Origin of the sequence: Psychrobium sp. MM17-31 (genome assembly GCF_022347785.1) — a bacterium.
Taxonomy (GTDB): Bacteria; Pseudomonadota; Gammaproteobacteria; order Enterobacterales; family Psychrobiaceae; genus Psychrobium.
On sequence record NZ_JAKRGA010000002.1, the window covers coordinates 194,995 to 213,291 of the forward strand.

Annotated in this window: 18 protein-coding genes; 9 read left to right on the forward strand and 9 right to left on the reverse strand. The window is 41.8% G+C overall.

From position 1 onward, the window contains the following. Positions 1-122: 122 nt before the first annotated feature. Positions 123-959 carry a DUF417 family protein gene (locus tag MHM98_RS05320; RefSeq protein ID WP_239438240.1) on the reverse strand — a complete coding sequence of 279 codons (837 nt, stop codon included), beginning with the start codon at positions 957-959 and terminating at the stop codon, positions 123-125. Positions 960-1,039: 80 nt separating this feature from the next. After that, a complete protein-coding gene (gene gmhB / locus MHM98_RS05325) occupies positions 1,040-1,600 on the reverse strand; it encodes a D-glycero-beta-D-manno-heptose 1,7-bisphosphate 7-phosphatase (RefSeq protein ID WP_239438241.1) in 561 nt (186 codons plus the stop codon). A gap of 155 nt (positions 1,601-1,755) precedes the next feature. Here gmhB and MHM98_RS05330 point away from each other — a divergent pair, with 155 nt between their 5' ends. From MHM98_RS05330 to MHM98_RS05340, 3 genes are all read left to right on the forward strand, one after another. Next, the gene (locus MHM98_RS05330; protein WP_239438242.1) at positions 1,756-2,700 is read left to right on the forward strand and encodes an ornithine cyclodeaminase family protein; all 945 of its coding nucleotides are present in this window, start codon (positions 1,756-1,758) and stop codon (positions 2,698-2,700) included. Positions 2,701-2,767: 67 nt separating this feature from the next. Beyond that, positions 2,768-4,081: an aminopeptidase P family protein gene (locus MHM98_RS05335; protein WP_239438243.1), complete on the forward strand. Its 1,314-nt coding sequence runs from the start codon at positions 2,768-2,770 to the stop codon at positions 4,079-4,081. Positions 4,082-4,248: 167 nt separating this feature from the next. Continuing rightward, on the forward strand, positions 4,249-4,773 hold the full coding sequence (locus tag MHM98_RS05340; RefSeq protein ID WP_239438244.1) for a hypothetical protein: 525 nt from the start codon (positions 4,249-4,251) through the stop codon (positions 4,771-4,773). Between the two features lie 530 nt (positions 4,774-5,303). Here MHM98_RS05340 and MHM98_RS05345 read toward each other — a convergent pair. Further along, complete coding sequence (locus tag MHM98_RS05345) at positions 5,304-6,365, reverse strand: hypothetical protein (RefSeq protein WP_239438245.1); 1,062 nt, start codon at positions 6,363-6,365, stop codon at positions 5,304-5,306. Between the two features lie 133 nt (positions 6,366-6,498). On the opposite strand from MHM98_RS05345, the gene MHM98_RS05350 reads away from it, so the two are divergent. Beyond that, positions 6,499-6,909, forward strand: coding sequence for an AraC family transcriptional regulator (locus MHM98_RS05350; RefSeq protein WP_239438246.1), 411 nt, complete (start codon positions 6,499-6,501; stop codon positions 6,907-6,909). A gap of 61 nt (positions 6,910-6,970) precedes the next feature. Continuing rightward, positions 6,971-7,399 (forward strand): VOC family protein, encoded by a 429-nt coding sequence (locus MHM98_RS05355; RefSeq protein ID WP_275441422.1) that lies wholly within the window; start codon positions 6,971-6,973, stop codon positions 7,397-7,399. A 229-nt stretch (positions 7,400-7,628) separates the two neighbouring features. Here MHM98_RS05355 and MHM98_RS05360 read toward each other — a convergent pair whose 3' ends face one another. The 3 genes from MHM98_RS05360 to MHM98_RS05370 all read right to left on the reverse strand — a co-directional run bounded on the left by MHM98_RS05360 (position 7,629) and on the right by MHM98_RS05370 (position 11,633). Then, a complete protein-coding gene (locus MHM98_RS05360; RefSeq protein ID WP_239438247.1) occupies positions 7,629-9,395 on the reverse strand; it encodes a flotillin domain-containing protein in 1,767 nt (588 codons plus the stop codon). 29 nt (positions 9,396-9,424) lie between these two features. Next, the gene (locus MHM98_RS05365; RefSeq protein ID WP_239438248.1) at positions 9,425-10,072 is read right to left on the reverse strand and encodes a YqiJ family protein; all 648 of its coding nucleotides are present in this window, start codon (positions 10,070-10,072) and stop codon (positions 9,425-9,427) included. 262 nt (positions 10,073-10,334) lie between these two features. Next, entirely contained in the window at positions 10,335-11,633 is a 1,299-nt protein-coding gene (locus MHM98_RS05370) for a methyl-accepting chemotaxis protein (RefSeq protein WP_239438249.1), read from the reverse strand. A gap of 217 nt (positions 11,634-11,850) precedes the next feature. Here MHM98_RS05370 and MHM98_RS05375 point away from each other — a divergent pair, with 217 nt between their 5' ends. Together MHM98_RS05375 and MHM98_RS05380 are read left to right on the forward strand one after the other, a co-directional pair. Further along, complete coding sequence (locus MHM98_RS05375; RefSeq protein WP_239438250.1) at positions 11,851-13,521, forward strand: bifunctional UDP-sugar hydrolase/5'-nucleotidase; 1,671 nt, start codon at positions 11,851-11,853, stop codon at positions 13,519-13,521. A gap of 140 nt (positions 13,522-13,661) precedes the next feature. After that, entirely contained in the window at positions 13,662-14,411 is a 750-nt protein-coding gene (locus MHM98_RS05380; protein WP_239438251.1) for a methyltransferase, read from the forward strand. Between the two features lie 68 nt (positions 14,412-14,479). Here MHM98_RS05380 and MHM98_RS05385 read toward each other — a convergent pair whose 3' ends face one another. From MHM98_RS05385 to dapA, 3 genes are all read right to left on the reverse strand, one after another. Beyond that, positions 14,480-14,950, reverse strand: coding sequence for a GNAT family N-acetyltransferase (locus tag MHM98_RS05385; RefSeq protein WP_239438252.1), 471 nt, complete (start codon positions 14,948-14,950; stop codon positions 14,480-14,482). A 154-nt stretch (positions 14,951-15,104) separates the two neighbouring features. Continuing rightward, positions 15,105-16,190 (reverse strand): outer membrane protein assembly factor BamC, encoded by a 1,086-nt coding sequence (gene bamC / locus MHM98_RS05390; protein ID WP_239438253.1) that lies wholly within the window; start codon positions 16,188-16,190, stop codon positions 15,105-15,107. Positions 16,191-16,203: 13 nt separating this feature from the next. Continuing rightward, a complete protein-coding gene (dapA, locus tag MHM98_RS05395; RefSeq protein ID WP_239438895.1) occupies positions 16,204-17,082 on the reverse strand; it encodes a 4-hydroxy-tetrahydrodipicolinate synthase in 879 nt (292 codons plus the stop codon). A 193-nt stretch (positions 17,083-17,275) separates the two neighbouring features. Here dapA and MHM98_RS05400 point away from each other — a divergent pair, with 193 nt between their 5' ends. Together MHM98_RS05400 and bcp are read left to right on the forward strand one after the other, a co-directional pair. Then, positions 17,276-17,791 carry an ACT domain-containing protein gene (locus MHM98_RS05400; RefSeq protein WP_239438254.1) on the forward strand — a complete coding sequence of 172 codons (516 nt, stop codon included), beginning with the start codon at positions 17,276-17,278 and terminating at the stop codon, positions 17,789-17,791. Between the two features lie 16 nt (positions 17,792-17,807). After that, a complete protein-coding gene (bcp, locus tag MHM98_RS05405) occupies positions 17,808-18,272 on the forward strand; it encodes a thioredoxin-dependent thiol peroxidase (protein WP_239438255.1) in 465 nt (154 codons plus the stop codon). Positions 18,273-18,297: the final 25 nt, after the last annotated feature.

Below are 18,297 nucleotides of genomic sequence, written 5' to 3' on the forward strand. Positions count from 1 at the left end.
GGTAAGTGTTTTTATTGCCTCCATCATACTACCACTATCACAAAATGTAAGATTAAAGTGCTTAGTTACGAAAAAAGCCCGCAACACGCGGGCTGGTTTCATTTTTAGTTTAACTAAACGTTTTATACTGAAATGCGTTTAGGCATTGCTAAAAACTGTGCAATAACTACAAGGTTAGCGATGTACCATAAATCTTTAATCACAAACTGACCTAAGCCATTGATTACAGTATTAGCATCGAAACCACCTGAGGTGATTAAGAAAGTTTGCGTCATACCAAATACGGCGCCACAAGCTATGCCAGCAGTCCACATAATTTTCTTATTACCTAACACCATTCCTAGCGCTAACAATAACGCAAAAGCAATATCGTAACTACCGATGGCGTTTGATGCCCCTTGCAATGAGAACACGTCATACAACCATGACATTAATGGTGAATTAACTAATAATCCTTCAATCGCTTTGGCTTCGTATTCAAAAAACTTAACACCACCAATCCAAAATAACACCATTGCCATCGTCGCCCAGTTAAACCATGCTTGTTGACGCTCGGTCAATGCCTGTGGTTTAAACAAATAAAACGCCAACGGCAAGATAGCGAAATACTTAATAATGCCCTGACCAGAGCCAATTACAGGAAAGCCACCGTGAACAGCAACCCATCGCGTTTCACTTAGTAGTGTTAGCAAAGGCACAGCAGCAATAAGCATCATACCCCAGAATGCGAGAGTTTTAGCCCGCTCATGTGGCGTTAGAATAGCAATGGCGACAGCAATCAAGGTCGCACCCGCGATTTTACCCAGTACAGGCGTCTCAAATAGTGAAGTTAATGAATAAAAACTAAAAGTGGCTTCAATGGCTCGTGCATTTTGACCAAGGAAGAAAGATAGGCCCAATAGCAAAAAACTAAGTGCCAATAGAGATTTAACAATAAGCTGAAACTGCTTGTCAGTCATAATGGTTACCCGTTAAAAAGATTCCAGTACAAGACCCGACAAGCATTAAAAACAATTCACGAAATCAGAAAGAAAACGCTTTAAACCAATTCAACCACGTTAACCAAACTATCAACCACGTGATCAGCAGCTGCTGCGGCTTCGTCAGTAACCACTTTACCAGTGCGCACCAAAATATTAGTGCCAATACCCGCATTTTTTCCCGCTTGTAAATCAGATAATTTATCGCCCACTAAAAACGATTGCGATAAATCGATATTCAAATGACGCTGCGCGCTTAAAATCATTCCCGGCTCGGGCTTGCGGCAGTTACAATCTTGTTTAAATTCACCAATTCCTTTTTCAGGATGGTGCGGACAAAAATAAATCCCGTCCAAATCGACGCCCTTATCGGCGAGTGACCAATCCATCCACTCGGTAAGCGTCATAAATTCATCTTCAGAGAAATAGCCGCGTGCAATGCCCGATTGATTAGTAATAACCACCAGCGCATAACCTTTTTCTTTTAGCGCTTTACAGGCATCGATAACACCTTCGATAAACTCAAAATCATCGCTGTGACTTACATAGCCAGTATCGATATTGATAACACCATCGCGATCTAAAAATACGGCCTTAGTGACACCTGATTGATTCGACACAATTATTACTCTATAAAATGAAAAGACGCGCTAGTCTAGCACAATCAAGCACTTGAAACAGGCATCTAGCAAGCAAAATTTTCAGTTTAAAATAGCGTAGCAATTAGCAAAACAGCCATGATATATTGTATACAAATTTCATTTGAGACCTAATTATGATCCATCTAGATGCACAACAAGTACAAAGCGCACTTAACTTCCCAGCATTAATTAAGGCACTAAAAGATGCTTTTTGTAGCGACATCACGACCCCAATGCGCCATCACCACGACATGGCTAATCCTAATGCCTCACGCGAAACCACTTTACTACTAATGCCAGCATGGCAAGCAGGTGAAAAAGCAGGGGTAAAAATGGTAACGGTTGCACCGGACAATGCGCAAGTTAACTTACCCGCTATTCAAGGCATTTATTTATTAATGGATCTCCACACTGGCACGCCTGAGTTTATGATGGACGCGCCAACCCTTACCAGTAATCGCACCGCAGCAGCATCAGCACTTGCTGCTAGCTTTCTAGCTCGAGAAGATGCAAGCCGCCTATTTATGGTGGGTACGGGAGCACTTTCTTCGAAACTCATTCGTGCGCATCACGCCGTTCGTCCAATTACCCATGTAACAGTTTGGGGACGCAGTAAAGCAAAAGCTCAAGCAGTTATCGATCAAGTACAAGATCTTAACCTAACCTTCGAGATTATCGACTCTATCGAGCAAGGGGTTAAAAATGCCGACATCATCAGTGTCGCCACCTTAAGTCAAACGCCACTTATTAAAGGCGAATGGCTAACTGAAGGCCAACATGTTGATCTTGTGGGGTCATATCGACCTGATATGCGCGAAGCTGATGACGACGTCGTAAAACGCTGTGAAATATTTGTCGATCATCGCCCTGGCGCGACTAAAGAAACCGGTGATATTAAAGAACCACTAGACAACGGTATTATTAGTATTGATGATCTTAAAGCTGACCTATTTGAGCTAAGTAATGGCACCCACAGTGGCCGTGATAACGACCAACAAATTACCCTGTTTAAATCTGTTGGCCACGCACTAGAAGATTTAGCCGCGGCAATGTTGGTTGCTCAATATTACAAAAAGTAATTATTGTGTGAAAGCACAAGCGCCATTAATAAAAAGTACCTTCAATATCAATAATTAGAGAATAGCCATGACGCCTTATGCCTTGCGCCGATTACAACTTGCTAGCCAACTAGACAGCGATTCTGTCGCCATTATCGTTGGCAACATTGAACAAGTTCGCAATCTCAACATTAGCTATCCATTTCACCAAGACAACGACTTTTACTACCTAACAGGCTTTAACGAACCTGATTGTGTGTGTGTCATTCGCCCCGGTCACGATACGCCATACGTGATGTTTGCCCGCGATAATGACAGCTATCAAGAAGTGCAATTTGGCGCACGCGCAGGTCTAAAAGGACTAGAGCAAAATCACAGCGTTGACAAGGCCATCGATATTAGTGAATTTGAAGGAACAATCATTAGCCTATTTGAAAAGCGCCACAAACTTTACATCAGTGATAATCACGGCCGCTTTCATAACCAACTTGGTCATTGGCTCACGGCGAGACAACCGGATCACGCTTTTGACAGTGTTAAAGTTTATCGTTCAATCCATCAATTATCGCCAATGATTGCTCAGATGCGCGTGATTAAAGACGAGCACGAGCTTTCTCTCATCAAACAAGCCGCCGAGGCGTCCATCAACGGCCATATCGCAGTGATGAAAGCGTGCGCACCTGATATTAACGAACGAGTATTAAGCGCAACCTTTAACCGCACCATCAGCGATTATGGCTGTGATAGCGTGGGTTACGGCAACATAGTCGCCAGTGGCAACAATGGTATTTGTCTGCATTATGAAGATAACAATCAGCTATGCAAAGATGGTGATATGGTGTTGACCGATTTAGGCGGCGAATACCAACACTACACCGCTGATATTTCTCGTACCTTCCCCGTTAATGGCAAATTTAGCGACGCCCAAGCAGCACTTTATCAAATCGTGTTAAACGCATTAGACGCTTCAATTTCGCTAGTAAAACCCGGCGCAAAATGGAATACGCTGTTTGAAGCTAACCAACGCGTGCTAGCCCAAGGCCTGTTAGATTTAGGTATCTTAAGCGGCGATATAGAAGACATCCTCGCCAACGAAGCACAACGCGAATTCACCGTCCATAAAACCGGCCACTGGATGGGGTTGCACGTTCATGATGTGGGCTCATATCAACTGCCAAGCTCAGACGAATGGACGGTATTAGAACCCAATATGGTGTTCACCATAGAGCCCGGCGTCTACATTCCGGCAGATTGCGATAAAGTAGACGAAAAATGGCGCGGCATTGCCATACGCATCGAAGACGATATTTTAGTAACGGAAGATGGTTTTATTAACCTGACTGAGCGTGCACCAAGAACTATTGCGGAGATTGAGGCATGTATGGCAGAGTCACACTCGTAAGAGTTGATACTAAATAAGTTAACATCGTATCGAACAACTGTTTCAGCTAATACTTTGACAATATTTACGATTCCTCTTAGTTTAATGTTTTATCACGGATAATTTTACTCAACAAACGAGTGATGAGACTCATTTAGCTAACGAGATACAAAACGCGAAAAATAACTATGCTCAATATTGTTAAAAAATTGAGATGCTTTCCTTTATTGTTTTTAACTTTAATAACCATGGGGGCATCAGCAACACAACAAATTAGAGAAGTTCTCGAGCTAGATGGCGCTAGGTTCGACATTGATGAATTTCCGTTGGACAGTCACCCAGAAATTGTCGAACTCGTTAAAAAAATTGATTCGAGAACGTGCTCCGCCGCTTGGCGTGGTTACAAAGCTCTTTGGACAATCAGAAAAGACAAACTTTACTTATCTCACATAGTTAAGAATCCATGCGCCGAAAAAAGCCGCCGTAAACTTAGGAGTGCAGAATACATTTATCCAAATAATTTATTCAATACAGAAACATCTGATTACATCGCCAATTGGTATTCAGGAAAAATTACTTTTAGAATTTCGGATAAAGTATATGTTTATAAAAGTGGAGTTACTGGTCAAAAATACGAAGCCGTTGTTTACGATATTCTCAACGGAGAAGTCATATCACGAAATATTGAAACCGTTGAACGTATCTGGGAGTGAATAAAAGATGCTCTCAACACAGTAAACCAATAACCTTTTACTTTTAAAATCAAGGAGTTAAACATAAGACTCTAATAACAAAAGCGGAGTTCTAGAATAATTAATACAAACAAAGCGCATTTAAAGGATTGATACTTTTGAAATACATAATTTTATTACTAATTTCGTTCCCAACCCTAGCAGAAATCACCTTTGTTAATATAGCTCCTAACACTCAAAAACAATTAATCTCAGCAATCGATAAAGGCGTTCCTGTGTTTTATAGCGATTTTGATACTGGGGAAAAGTCACTATTAAAAAGTAGCTCTATTAGCAAAATCACCCAACATGGCAATATACTCTCAGTTTGTATTAATCCGTCATCTCTCTATAAAATCAAGTTCAAATGCTTTAAACAAGCGCCCTGTCATTTCATTACCGATGGTTCAGTTTTTAAAGCAAGATTCTCCCACAAAGAGTGTCTTATATCAGAAGAAAAGTGATACCAAAGTTAGTCTTGGCAAACTTACTTTGGCACTATATTGAGGGAATTATTTTATAAACCTAAATTGAACTGCTTTTAAATCAACCCAAAGTGATTCACCGTAGACCCAATCTGATTCAGCATCATTGAGAAGGAGAGAGCCAGACGAATTAATTGGCATAAACACATCTTGCTCGAATAAAGAATCAAAATGCTTCTCGCTTGACCAATTCCATGGTCCATCTTGCCAACCGTCAATAACGGTTGATTCAGGCTCTAAATAGCTCATATAGCCACTAACTTGAATCGGTGTACTTTCATTCACATGTGCTAGGAGCGCATTTTGAGTTACGTCAAACTTAAACGTCAGTGTATTCTCATTTTGGGTTACGTTAACATAATTATGAGCTTCACTTCCTGTAGTACTAAATTCAGTACCCGCTTGATGATTCGGTAATCTCATCCATATATCACCGCCTAAACGAGTAATTGAAACCTGATAATTACTTGGATAGTGACCTTCACCTTTGTAATGGCTCGCTCTTATTGCCAAATCTCCAATATCATGAGTTCCGTTCTCATTAATATCAAAGATAATTTCGTAATCATATTCAACTCTCCCGGTACTATGAGCATCTCGATTGAGCGTAATCTTAGGTGGCAAATAAGCTAATTCAACATCTACCTCAATACTTTTTATTTGCTGAGAATTTTCACAACCCGGAACAGGATTAAGAAATCGTTCTTCTTCGAAAGTAAGTGCAACTCCGTCCTCTTCGATAACCAATTTATCAAAATCAACCGCAAACTTAAGCTCGCTCTTTTCATTTGTGTGAACATTAATTAGTGATGCTGATGTTTTGGTACTTTTATCTATCGTAAAGACATCAGATGAATAGCAACTTCTATCTGCTTCATAGGTATATAGATTAATCGCGCCTTTAGAAATAGTTGTGTAGACTACATCTCCAATTTTCCATCCACCATGAAAAGCAGTATCTAATGGAACACTCTGAACTGGAGGTGGTGTAGGAGTTGGCTCAGATGAACTATTACTATTTGAACCTGAGCCACCGCATCCAATTAAAAACGCGCTAAATAATAGAGGGAAAGAAAGCTGCTTAATCATAAATATCCTTATCAAATAGCAATGCTGTAGAGTAAGTCAGAGCAGCGCAATCTATTCTTTTGATGTAAAAAAGTCAATTGTTAGAGCGCACAATACAATCGATTAGTCAATTCGCGGTTTATTTAGAGAGTCTATGGCGCAAGTACAGGAAAATTTTTACGAAGCTCAAATAGATCGCATCTATGATGAGACGCCAGTTCGGGCTGAGCATTATGAGCACATCAAACAGTCGCGCGCCTTTATGGTGCAGCACCACTTTGAACAACTTGATCTTGATGCACTAGCTAAATCAGCCTTTATGTCTCGCTTTCATTATGTGCGTGTATTTCAACGAGTCTATGGTGTTACTCCGCGCGCCTATTTGCGAGATATACGAATTGAAAAAGCAAAATCACTATTGAGACAAGACCTACCAATAACCCAAGTGTGTTTCGATATTGGCTATGAGAGCATTAGCACCTTCTCATCGGTATTTAAAAAGTGTGTCGGCTGCACACCGAAACAGTATGCACGTGACAATCAAGAACCTGATTCCCCACAATAATCAAAAATACTGCCAATAGAAATTAGCAATCTAGAATAAGTTTTATTAATTGCCCTTGGGTATGCTAGCGTTATTATTCACCCACGAAGAGTTTATCGCCATGATCAAAATTACCGTTACCAGCGTCCCAGTTGACGACCAAGACAAAGCCCTCGCCTTTTACACCGACAAACTTGGCTTTATCAAGAAAACAGATGTGCCTGTTGGTGAACACAAATGGCTTACTGTGGTATCACCTGCTGCCCAGTCCGGTGTTGAGTTGCTATTAGAGCCGATGGCGTTTGAGCCAGCGAAAGTCTATCAACAATCATTAAAGGAAGCGGGCATCCCTTGGACCTCTTTTGAAGTAGAAGATGTCGATAAAGAATATGAACGCCTGTCGGCATTAGGTGTCGAGTTTTCAATTGCCCCAAAAGAAGCAGGGCCAGTAAAAATCACCGTATTAGATGACACCTGCGGTAACTTCATTCAATTGATGCAGATGTTATAGCTAGTCATTATACACCGTTCGATTGCCTACAAGGATGTAAGTACATAGATTTTCAGGAGTCTAGAATCTTGACCGTTCTTCCTCGGCTCTGGCTCCTGCTTCGCCCTAACTCCTAAATCCATTTAGTTGCCTACAAGGATGTAGGTACTATGTTTTACAGGAGGAATAAAACATGCGTGAACATAAAAAAACGCCCCGTAGGGCGTTTTTAGGACTAGAAGACAACTAATTAGTCTTGTTCTGGTCTAGACACTTCAACGCTATCTGACATTGAAAAATCACTGCCGACATGGTCGTTTAATTCCGTTGTTGGCATTTTAGGATTTAGAGAGTTATTACCCGTTAACAAATCGTTTAACGAACCATTTTCTTTGTCCACCAATCCAAGCTCTTGCAACATAGAATCAACTAATGGCGCGTTAGCACGGTAGTTAAGTGCCGCTGCTGTTACTTGCTCTGCCATGCTGCCATTACCAGCACTGCTAATGGTTTGACCGTCGCCTTTAGCGCCAGCGCCGTAGCCTTGTAAAATCTTGATACCTTCAATATTTTCAAGTGGCTTAACCGAGTTAGCGATAATCTCAGGTAATACTTTCAGTGTTGCTAATGCGCGTTGCAGCTCGATTTGCTCGTCGCGTAGCATGTTCTCAGCTTCATAAAGTGCTTGTTTACCAGCCGCTTCAACCGCCAAGATGCGCTCGTCTGCTTCAGCTTTTAGCATTAACGCGTCAGCGTCTGCCTTTGCTTCAATTAATACCGCACTTGCCTTATCTTCCGCGGCACGTTTTTCAGCGTCAGCTTGAACAGTAATACCAACCGCTTCACGCTCAGCTTCTTTCTTCGCGTCGATAACTTCGATTTCTTTACGACGATTTGCTTCGGCAACTTGGCGTGTGGTGATTACCGATTCTTCTTTCTCTACACGCTCTTTCTCAGCTTCTGCCGCTTTTGCTCGCGCAGCAGATTCAGCTTCTGATTTCTCTGCTACGGCAATTTGCTTGTCCTGCTCAGAAACTTCAACATCGCGTTGTTGTTGAATGCGCGCTCGCTCAAGCGCGGTGCGTTTTTCGATTTCGCGCGCTTCAACATCGCGAGCTTTTTGAATTTCAGCCAGTTCAACCGCTTGCTCTTTGGCGATTTGCGCTTCGCGCTCTTCACGCTCTTTTAACTCACGAGTTTTCGCAATTTCAGCTTTTTGCTCAACGCGTTTAAATTCAAGTACTTGCTCTTGAGCAATACGCAGCTCTTCTTCTTCCTTTTCGATTTCTAAAGAATCGCGCTCAGCATCTAGGTTACGACGCTGAATTTGAATGCGATTTTCTTGCTCGATATCGTTAGTCTCTTTGCGCTTTTCTTCGATAATTTTCGCAAGACGAGCACGACCTTCGGCGTCAAATGCATTGTTTTCATTAAAGAAACCAAGATCAGTTTGGTCAAATCCAGTCAGTGATACCGACTCTAACTCTAAGCCATTTTTCTCAAGGTCGTTACTGACATTTTGCTGTACTTTTTGCACGAAATCGGCGCGTTGTTCGTGCATTTCGGTCATTGCCATTTCAGCAGCAACGGTACGCAGTACATCGACAAACTTTGATTCCATTAACTTTTTAAGTTCTTCTACACGCATGGTACGGCTACCAAGGGTTTGTGCCGCCATCGAGATGCCATCGGCATTTGGAGCAACGCGCAGATAGAAGTCAGCTTTAACATCAACACGCATACGATCTTTGGTGATAAGTGAATCTTTTTCCACTTTTTCAACTTCGATACGCAGTGTATTCATGTTTACAGGAATCGTTTCGTGTAATACCGGTAGGCAGATAGCACCGCCGTCTTTAACGACTTTCTCGCCCCCCATACCCGTGCGAACAAAGGCGATTTCCTTAGTTGCACGTACGTAAAGTTTGGCAAAAATAAGACCGATAATTAGCAGCGCGGCAACGCCGACACCCGCCATTATCAGGATAAAAGTTGTGTTTGCATCTAATGCTTCCATAAAGAGTTTCCTTTTTGTTTTAGCAACGCTTAAGCGTTAAATTTGACGGCAATCCAACATTTTTCTTGTTTTTCTACCAAGACGACTTGTTGTGATTGCTCAAAGATTTCATTGCTGGTTTCTGGTGCCACCAGCACATAGTGTTTCTGATTGTATTGATCAGTTAAAACGGCCTCGGCTGGCGAGTCTTTAGTTGCTTTACCTATGGTAATTTTTGCCACTAAACCAGCAAACGAGTTGGAAGATACCGCTGAGGTTTCATTTTTAGGCATCAGTCTGGCCAGCGGAGCGCCAAATGCACGGGTTAAGAAAATTGCTGCTACAAACGCCGTTAAAGAGGCTACAAATGAAGGCAGCGTGAGTGATAACACATTGAGGTTAAGATAATTAAAAGTGTATCCGGCGATAGCAAAGCTCGATAAGAACAGTACTAACCACACTAACATTGGCAGTTTATTGAGATAGAGCCAACCAATTAGAGAGGTTAAGCCACCGCTGCTAACTTCGGCTTCAAGCTCAACATCAACTTCCATTTCAAAGGGTGAAAATTGATCGAATAAGCTCATGATACTCATGCCAACCAACAAACCGAGTCCTTCGAGTAACCCAAGTATAAGGACGGTTCCTAAGGCGATAGCGAATGGGGTGTTAATATCTGCGACGAGAAATTCAAACATAGCCTAATTCCTTTTATTGAGTGGAGAGGTAACTATCAATTAGCGTCATTTGACACAGTGTTCCACTGCTTCATCCTTGGTTATAAAAAGCAATAAATTATTCAAACACAAAGCATAGTAGAAAATTGATAGCTTGCTTAAAAAGCAAAATAATATTTACACCGCGAGACATAATATGTCAACAAACATTAACCTAAGTGGTCAGATTTCGGTCAATAAAAAAGCGCTGCACGCGCTTTTTATTTGAAATAATTGGTGTTCTCTAAAACAATTCGACTTCACCTTCGATTTCAATCTCAGGCTCAATAACGACAGGTTTTGGCTTTTTAGGTCGATGATCAATATCCCAGTGAGCACCAGATAATACGAAACGATCCAACACAGTTTTAAGGGATTCCGATAAGGCAACTAAATCACATGAAGATAACTCTTGCTCTCGCGAACTAGCTAGCACTTGCGAGTTTAAAGTCACCATACTGTCAATTTCATTCTGGGCTTGATGCGCAAGCGATATTTGGTTGTCAGACGATGCTTTAATATTGCTTGATAGTTGATTAATAGTATCTATAGCTTCAAGCACAATGTTTAAGTTGTCCGCTGTTTGTGTTGATAAGTTAACGGACTCATTTGATGACTCAAGCCCAACCTGCATGGTTTTATAGGCATTATCTGTGCTGCCTGCAATGCGGGTCACTATATCGCGAACTTCCTGTGTCGAAGTTGCTGTGCGCTCAGCAAGGGTTCTTACTTCATCGGCAACAACCGCAAAGCCACGGCCTTGCTCACCTGCACGTGCCGCTTCAATAGCAGCGTTAAGGGCAAGCAGATTTGTCTGCTCAGCAATGGAATTAATCACATCGATGATAGTGTTAATTTCTTCACTATCTTTCTTTAGCACATCGATATGGGACGCAGCCTGATTGAGTTTTTCTTGCAGCGCAATTACACTATTTTTGGCTTGATTTGACGCGTCTTGCGCCACTTTAGAAGAGCTTGCACTCACATCCGCCTGTTCTATTAATCCTGCAAGATCTTCATGTAAACCATGTGAAGTATTGCCTATTTGAGTCAAGACATTATGAATGCCCTGTCCTAAGCTATCTTGCATGCTCGCCTTTTGCATCATCGTTGAATAAGAGTTGTTGAGCTCTTCTGACATCGGATGTAATCGAGCCGAAGATGCATAGAGTGAACACAGCGATTTATCCATTTCTTTCGTATTACGGTTTATAGTGGCAAAGGCTTGCGCCAACATACCACTATTTTCACTCGATAATGTTTTGGTTAAATCGATATTATCGCCGCTGCGGATACTCGCGACATAGTTATCTAGTTCAGTAATACTGGAAAACAAGCTGCTCTTAACCGAAATGATGAAAACTAAGGTCGACACTGCACTGACCGCTAAAATTCCAATCGCTGCTGACAAACTAATATCGAAAAACCAACTACATAATCCAACGCCAATAACTTGAATAAGGGTGGGAATAACTAAAATCTGAATTAATTGCTGCGCCAGCGATTTTTCCTGCGTATACGCGGTGTTAGATAGACTAGACATACGACGTCAACTGCTCCCTTAGTTGCTGATTTAAGTTGTCATAGCCCTATTAATACGACAAAAATACGACATTAATATGACTAATTAATAATTTATCATACTTAATTATTTTCTATATACAACCGTTTAAAAAGTGTGCTTTTAGGTCATGTTAATCTAATAAATGCCACAAAAGCGTCACCCTGTCGTGTTAAGCTGTAGAAATAAAGGAGATTCAATGACCTATTCGCTTTACTTAGCACATATTAACGACACGCACTCACACTTTGAGCCAACACCATTGCCGATGAGGCTACCGTTGACTGACAAGCCTATAGAACTAACTGTCCCTTGCGGCGGTTACGCCATGATAGCCAGTGCAGTCTCAAATCTAAGAAAGCAAGCGCAAGCTGAAAATCTACCGTCATTATTTCTCCATGCCGGTGATAGTTTCCAAGGCACTTTATATTTCAGCCGATTTAAAGGCATGGCAAACGCAGCCCTGTTAAAGCAACTTAGCCCCGACGCCATGACCATTGGAAATCACGAATTTGATTTAGGTAATTTGCCGCTATCTCGCTTTATTGATGCCGTCGATTTTCCATGCCTCGCGGGTAACATGGATTTACAAGATGAAGACCCTAACAAAGAATTACCACTGGCCACACATAGCAATTTGTATCATTACGATAATGACAAAGACATCGCCAGTTATATAACTAAGCCACTTGCAGATAAGACGCTAGCGACTGTTGGCATTACCTTAGATCAAATGGCGAAAATAGGTTGCCCCGATCACGATTGCCATTTCTTAAATGCCATCGAAACCACCAAACGCACCATTGCGCACCTTCACCAACAAGGCATTGTGCATATTATTGTGCTGTCTCATTTAGGCTACCAAGGGGACTTGGAACTAGCAGAAGCAGTATCGGGCATCAGCGTCATTGTCGGCGGTCATTCACACACGCTAACAGGTGATTTTAGCGAGTTAGGGCTTAGTTCAACTGAGCAACAAGTAATAGTTAATAACACCCTGATTTTACAAGCAGGCAAACACGCCGAATCAATTGGCCTTAGCAAGTTGACCTTTAACGATTCAGGACAAGTAATAACCCAAAGTGGCGGCGTTAAATTTTTACCTTGTGCTAACTGGCACCACGCACCAGAAAATCAACACCTCAGCAAGTCTGACATCGAGCAATGCAACCAATATATGGCACGCAGTGAGTTATTTGAAGTCACCAAACCTTGCCAAGTAATCACCGAGCATATTTATCACGACTATCGCCCAATGATTGAAGCAATGAAAGCCAATGTGATTACCAATCTCTCAAAAGACTATCGACACGTAAGACTGCCAAACGATGAGTTACCTAACGGCAGTGAAATAGCGCCTCACGTTGCCGCCGCTTTTTTCCATTGTGCTAATAATGAATACCCAACAGATTTTGCGCTACACAACGCCGGTGGTGTTCGTGTGTCCCTTAATAAAGGGCCACTAACAGCCGCTGATATTTGCGGTCGCCTGCTACCCTTTGAAATCCAAATTGTGCGTTATAAAGTTACTGGCAAAGATTTGCGGGCCGCGCTAGAAGGCGGTATCAACAACGCCACCAACAATAGCGTTATTGGCACAGGTGATGGCAGTTATCCATACACTAGCTCACTGCGCTTTGAGTATCGCGCTAACAATGAAGCTGGACAACGGATAATTAATTTACAGATTTTCCGTGACAATACATGGTGTGATATTGTTCCTGAAACCTATTACTACGGCGTGTCATCCGCCTACACCATTGCAGGCAAAGAAGGTTATGACGCCTTATTAAATGCAACAGAGCACCAAGACCTCCCCTATTCAATGAGTGACGCTTATATCGAATACGTCAGCCAGCAGTCGTTATAGTACCAATTCAGACAACGGAATTGGTACAAGCTGTGATAATTGACATATTTTGTTACCGATAAAAAGTGTACTAATCACAGCAGCCATTTACATTATCAGCAGTTTCAAAAATCAAAATAAAGAATCAACAAGGAGTTTCAATGATCAAACGACTGTTACCTCTAACCATTGCCGCAGTAGTAGGCATGAGTAGCGCCCACGCAGGCGACATTAGCGATGGCATTAAAAAAGCCATGAAATCAGATATTCGCACCGCTAAAGAAGTACAGCGCGATCGCAACCGCAAGCCAGTGCAAACACTTGAGTTCTTCGGCATCAAAGATGACATGAAAGTACTAGAGCTAATTCCAGGTGGCGGATGGTACACCAAACTACTAGCGCCAGCATTGCGTGACAATGGTAAATACTATGCGGCCATTGGCACTAAGCGTATTAAAGACAATCTCGTTGGTAAACCAGGCTTTGACAATATCAGTATCGTCAATCCTGAAGCCAACATGAAATATAACCGCGAGCTACGTGATTTCGAAATCGAAAATCTCGATTTAGGTCGCAACGACTTCGATGCTATTTTAACCTTCCGCAACTACCACAACTTTGTTGAAAGTGCGCGTCACGACATGAACAAAGCAGCTTTTAAAGCACTTAAAAAAGGCGGTATTTACGGCGTTGTTGACCATACTCGTCGTCACATGCAAGGCGAAAACGATGAAAACGGCCGTCGCTTTGATCCTGTATTAGCCATCAAAGAAATTGAGGCTGCTGGTTTTAAGTTTGTTGACTACTCAAATCTACATTACAAAGCTGACGATGAGTTACGCTACGAAGTGGGACGTAAAACAGTAACAGGCAACACCGACCGCTTTACGCTGTTATTTAAAAAGATGTAATAGTTCGAAAAACAGAAACAAAAAAGCGCTTCAAATGAAGCGCTTTTTTATTATTTCTATACTTTAAACTAATCTTCGACGACAAATTCCATCGGGGTATATTTAATGCCATGTCGGCATTGTTCGTCATCAGTAGTAGCAAATCCCCAACGCTCGTATACTGGTAATGCATAAGCAGTGGAATTTAGGGTGAATTTACCGCGATTACCATGCTCCATACTGTGCTGATAAATAGCCTGCCACAGTTGCTTAGCAATGCCTTTATTTTGATGGCATTGATCGACGAATAAGTGGAACATATGGCTGTAGTCTTTCATGGCAATTACGCCAACAATATCGCCATTTTCTTCTGCGACTAAATAAGAGAATCCTTGCTCCATATAATCGCGAATGGCACGCTTTTCAACGGTGGTTAAAAAGAAATCCAAACCGCCTTCTTCAAATTCATCCCGCAACAACTTCTTGGCATTGCGCGCGATAAGATCACTAATGATCTCACTATCTGCAATTGCTGCTTGTCGTATCGTTATTGAAGCCACAAATCGTTCCTTTCCATGTTTAGAGCGCTCTATCATAAACTGAACTGATATATTTTTCCATCAAATCAGCCACTTTAGTCGTAGAGATGTCCCCTTAAGAAAACAAAAAGCCCCGCCACTTTGCGGTGGCGGGGCTTTACGGTCTGACTTGAAATTACAGCGCTTTCTTCGCCATTAATTCTCTAAATGCCGCTAGCATTTCGCGCATCTTATCACTTGATAAGCGCTCGCCTTTGCTATCGACAATAGTCAGTAGCGCAATGTCTCCACGCTCAACCAGCTTCACTTGATACTTGTCATTCTTCTCTAATTTAATAGCTTCAACACCATCTTCTTCAGAGAATAAGTTTGACCAGAAACCGTCTTTAATCGGCGAGAATTTAGTAAAGTAAGTATTTACTGACTTATCGCGATCTTCAACTTCTAAACCAAGCTTAGGTAATACGGTTGCAAGTTTTTCCCAAGCCAGTTCATAAGGTGCATGAATTTGGTAAACCGTATTTTGCTCATTGTCTAAACCAAGCTCTAACTTAATACCTTTATTGGTCTTAACGCGGTTCGCTAACAATTGCTTGTTGTGCTCAACATATACTTGCGACAAGAAATGATTAAGCATGCGCGCTTCATAACGACGCTTAGCAAATTGATTTAACTCTACGTTTTCACCTTGCTCTTGGTGCTGCGTTAATGAAACCGAAACTGTCGCTTTATGACCTTGTGGCTCAACATTGATATCAAAACTGTATTGCTGATCGAGGCTAACTTCTTCCTCTAAACCAAACAACACCTTGAAGTATTCATCAGAAACAATAGTACGTGTTGTTAATGATTGGCCTACCTGCTCGCTGCCAACACCATAACCTTGGTTAGTAATGAAGGTAGTTAGCTTGTTCCACAAATCATCGCGGAATTTATCATGCGATAAAAAGGATTCAAAAATAACTTCTGTTTTACCAGTGCTATCACTTACTAGGGCATTAGGCGCCACAGGCATAACCAACGATGGTGCACGGATATCTAACTTATTACCCACTAACTGCTGATTAGCTTTCGGGGAAATAGCAGGAATGTCGTAAGCCGTGCTGTGCTTTAACGGTGTAAATCCTTCAGGGTATTTAATTTGTTTTTCTGTTGTTTGGTTTAAATACTCAAAGTTACCGCTGGCTTGATGTCGTTCACTAAAACTACTACAACCCGATAATATGATACCGCCACACAGGGCAATATAAAGCTTTCTCATTGTTACTCCAATCTTATAATACTTGTGCTTTCTGCATGGCGCTCTTTAGCAACTCATGATATTCGCTTGATAACTCGACTAATGGTAAACGCAACTTACCATTGGAAATTGCCCCCATTTGAGCAACACACCATTTCACAGGAATTGGATTCGCTTCAACAAATAGATCCGTATGCAGCGCTTGTAGCTTGCTATTAATAGCTTCTGCCTCTGCGCGCTCACCTGCCAATGCGTGGCGACACATTTCGCTCATCAATTTAGGTGCTACGTTATTAGTTACCGAAATAACCCCGTGGCCACCTTGCAGCATGAACTCCATTCCAGTGTCGTCATCACCGCTAAAGAGCAGGAAGTCGTCATCACACAGCGCTTTGATCTCACTAAGACGCGATAAGTTCCCCGTCGCTTCTTTAATTCCGATAATATTTTTTACTTTCGATAATTCAGCAACGGTTTCTGGTAATAAATCACACTGCGTGCGACCAGGTACGTTATATAGAATTTGTGGAATCTCGGTCACTGCGGCAATGGCTTTATAATGCGCAACTAATCCGCGTTGTGGCGGTTTGTTGTAATAAGGGGTAACACCTAACATGGCATCGACGCCACATTCGTTTAAGCGCTTAGTCAGTTCAATAGCTTCGGCCGTTGAATTCGAACCATTACCACCAATAACTGGAATGCGACCATCGACAAAAGACACCACTTTTCTTACAACTTCAATGTGCTCGTCGTGGCTTAGTGTTGTTGATTCACCAGTTGTGCCTACAGCTACAATCCCATCGGTGCCCTGTTGAATGTGAAATTCCACCAGCTGTTCTAACTGCTGATAATCAACATCACCGTTGTCATTAAATGGTGTAACTAATGCAACAATACTACCTGAAAACATCACTTTAAAATCCTCTGTTAATCTAGGCAAGCTATGGTACGGATAGCCGATAATAAACTCAAGGAATTAATCGCCGGATCACAGAACTTACCTAAGAAATTTTTGAAACTTGTGCTAATATCACGCCCAATTTTTATACCATTAGTTTTTATTGTTACTTTCCTCGTTTAAAGACGGCGAAATCAGGAGCACCATGGATAACTTTTTAGTAGTTACTGCAATGGGAACGGATCGTCCCGGCATTGTTAACGAACTGACTAAGATAGTCACCCAAACCAACTGCAACATCGTCGATAGTCGCTTGGCAGTGTTTGGCAATGAGTTCACACTAATTTTGCTACTCAGCGGCGATTGGAATGCTATTACCCGCTTTGAAACCGATCTTTCTGTTCGCAGTGCGCAGCTAGAGCTAATTACGCTCATGAAACGTACCAGCGAACACAAATTAGTGAACTATGAAGGCCAAGTCTCCGTAAAACTAGATGGTAAAGATGCACCGGGTTGTATTGGTCAATTCACCGAATACCTTGCAACCGAAGGCATCGACCTTTGTAGTTTTCGCACCAAAGCCAAAAGTGGCTACCAGCGCATTGAGATGTTAATTAATCTCACGCACAATACGAATTACGAAAAACTACAACAACATTTCGATGAATTAGCTGAGCAGTTATCACTAACTATTCGCTACGAGCATCTAGAGCAGCATTAAAACAATAGGAAGATTAATGAATACTTTACAAGCAGGCGATAAAGCCCCGGAATTTACTCTTTTAGATCAAAACGAAAAAGAAGTTAGCCTAAACCAATTCTCAGGCAAAAAAGTATTAGTCTACTTTTACCCTAAAGCCATGACACCAGGCTGTAACGTTCAAGCCCAAGGCCTGCGCGATAGCCTAGAAGAATTAAAATCACTCAACGTTGAAGTATTAGGCCTAAGCCCGGATGCACCAAAGCGCTTGGCTAAATTTACCGAAAAATTCGATTTAAACTTCAGCCTACTGTCTGATGAAGACCACGCAATTGCCGATGCATTTGGTGTTTGGGGTTTAAAAAAATTCATGGGTAAAGAGTACGATGGCATTCACCGCATCAGTTTCTTAGTTGATGAAAACGGTGTAGTTGAGCATGTATTTAACAAGTTCAAAACCAAGAACCATCACGAAGTAGTACTAGAGCATATAAAAGGTTAACGCGAAAGATATCGGCTCCTTGCCA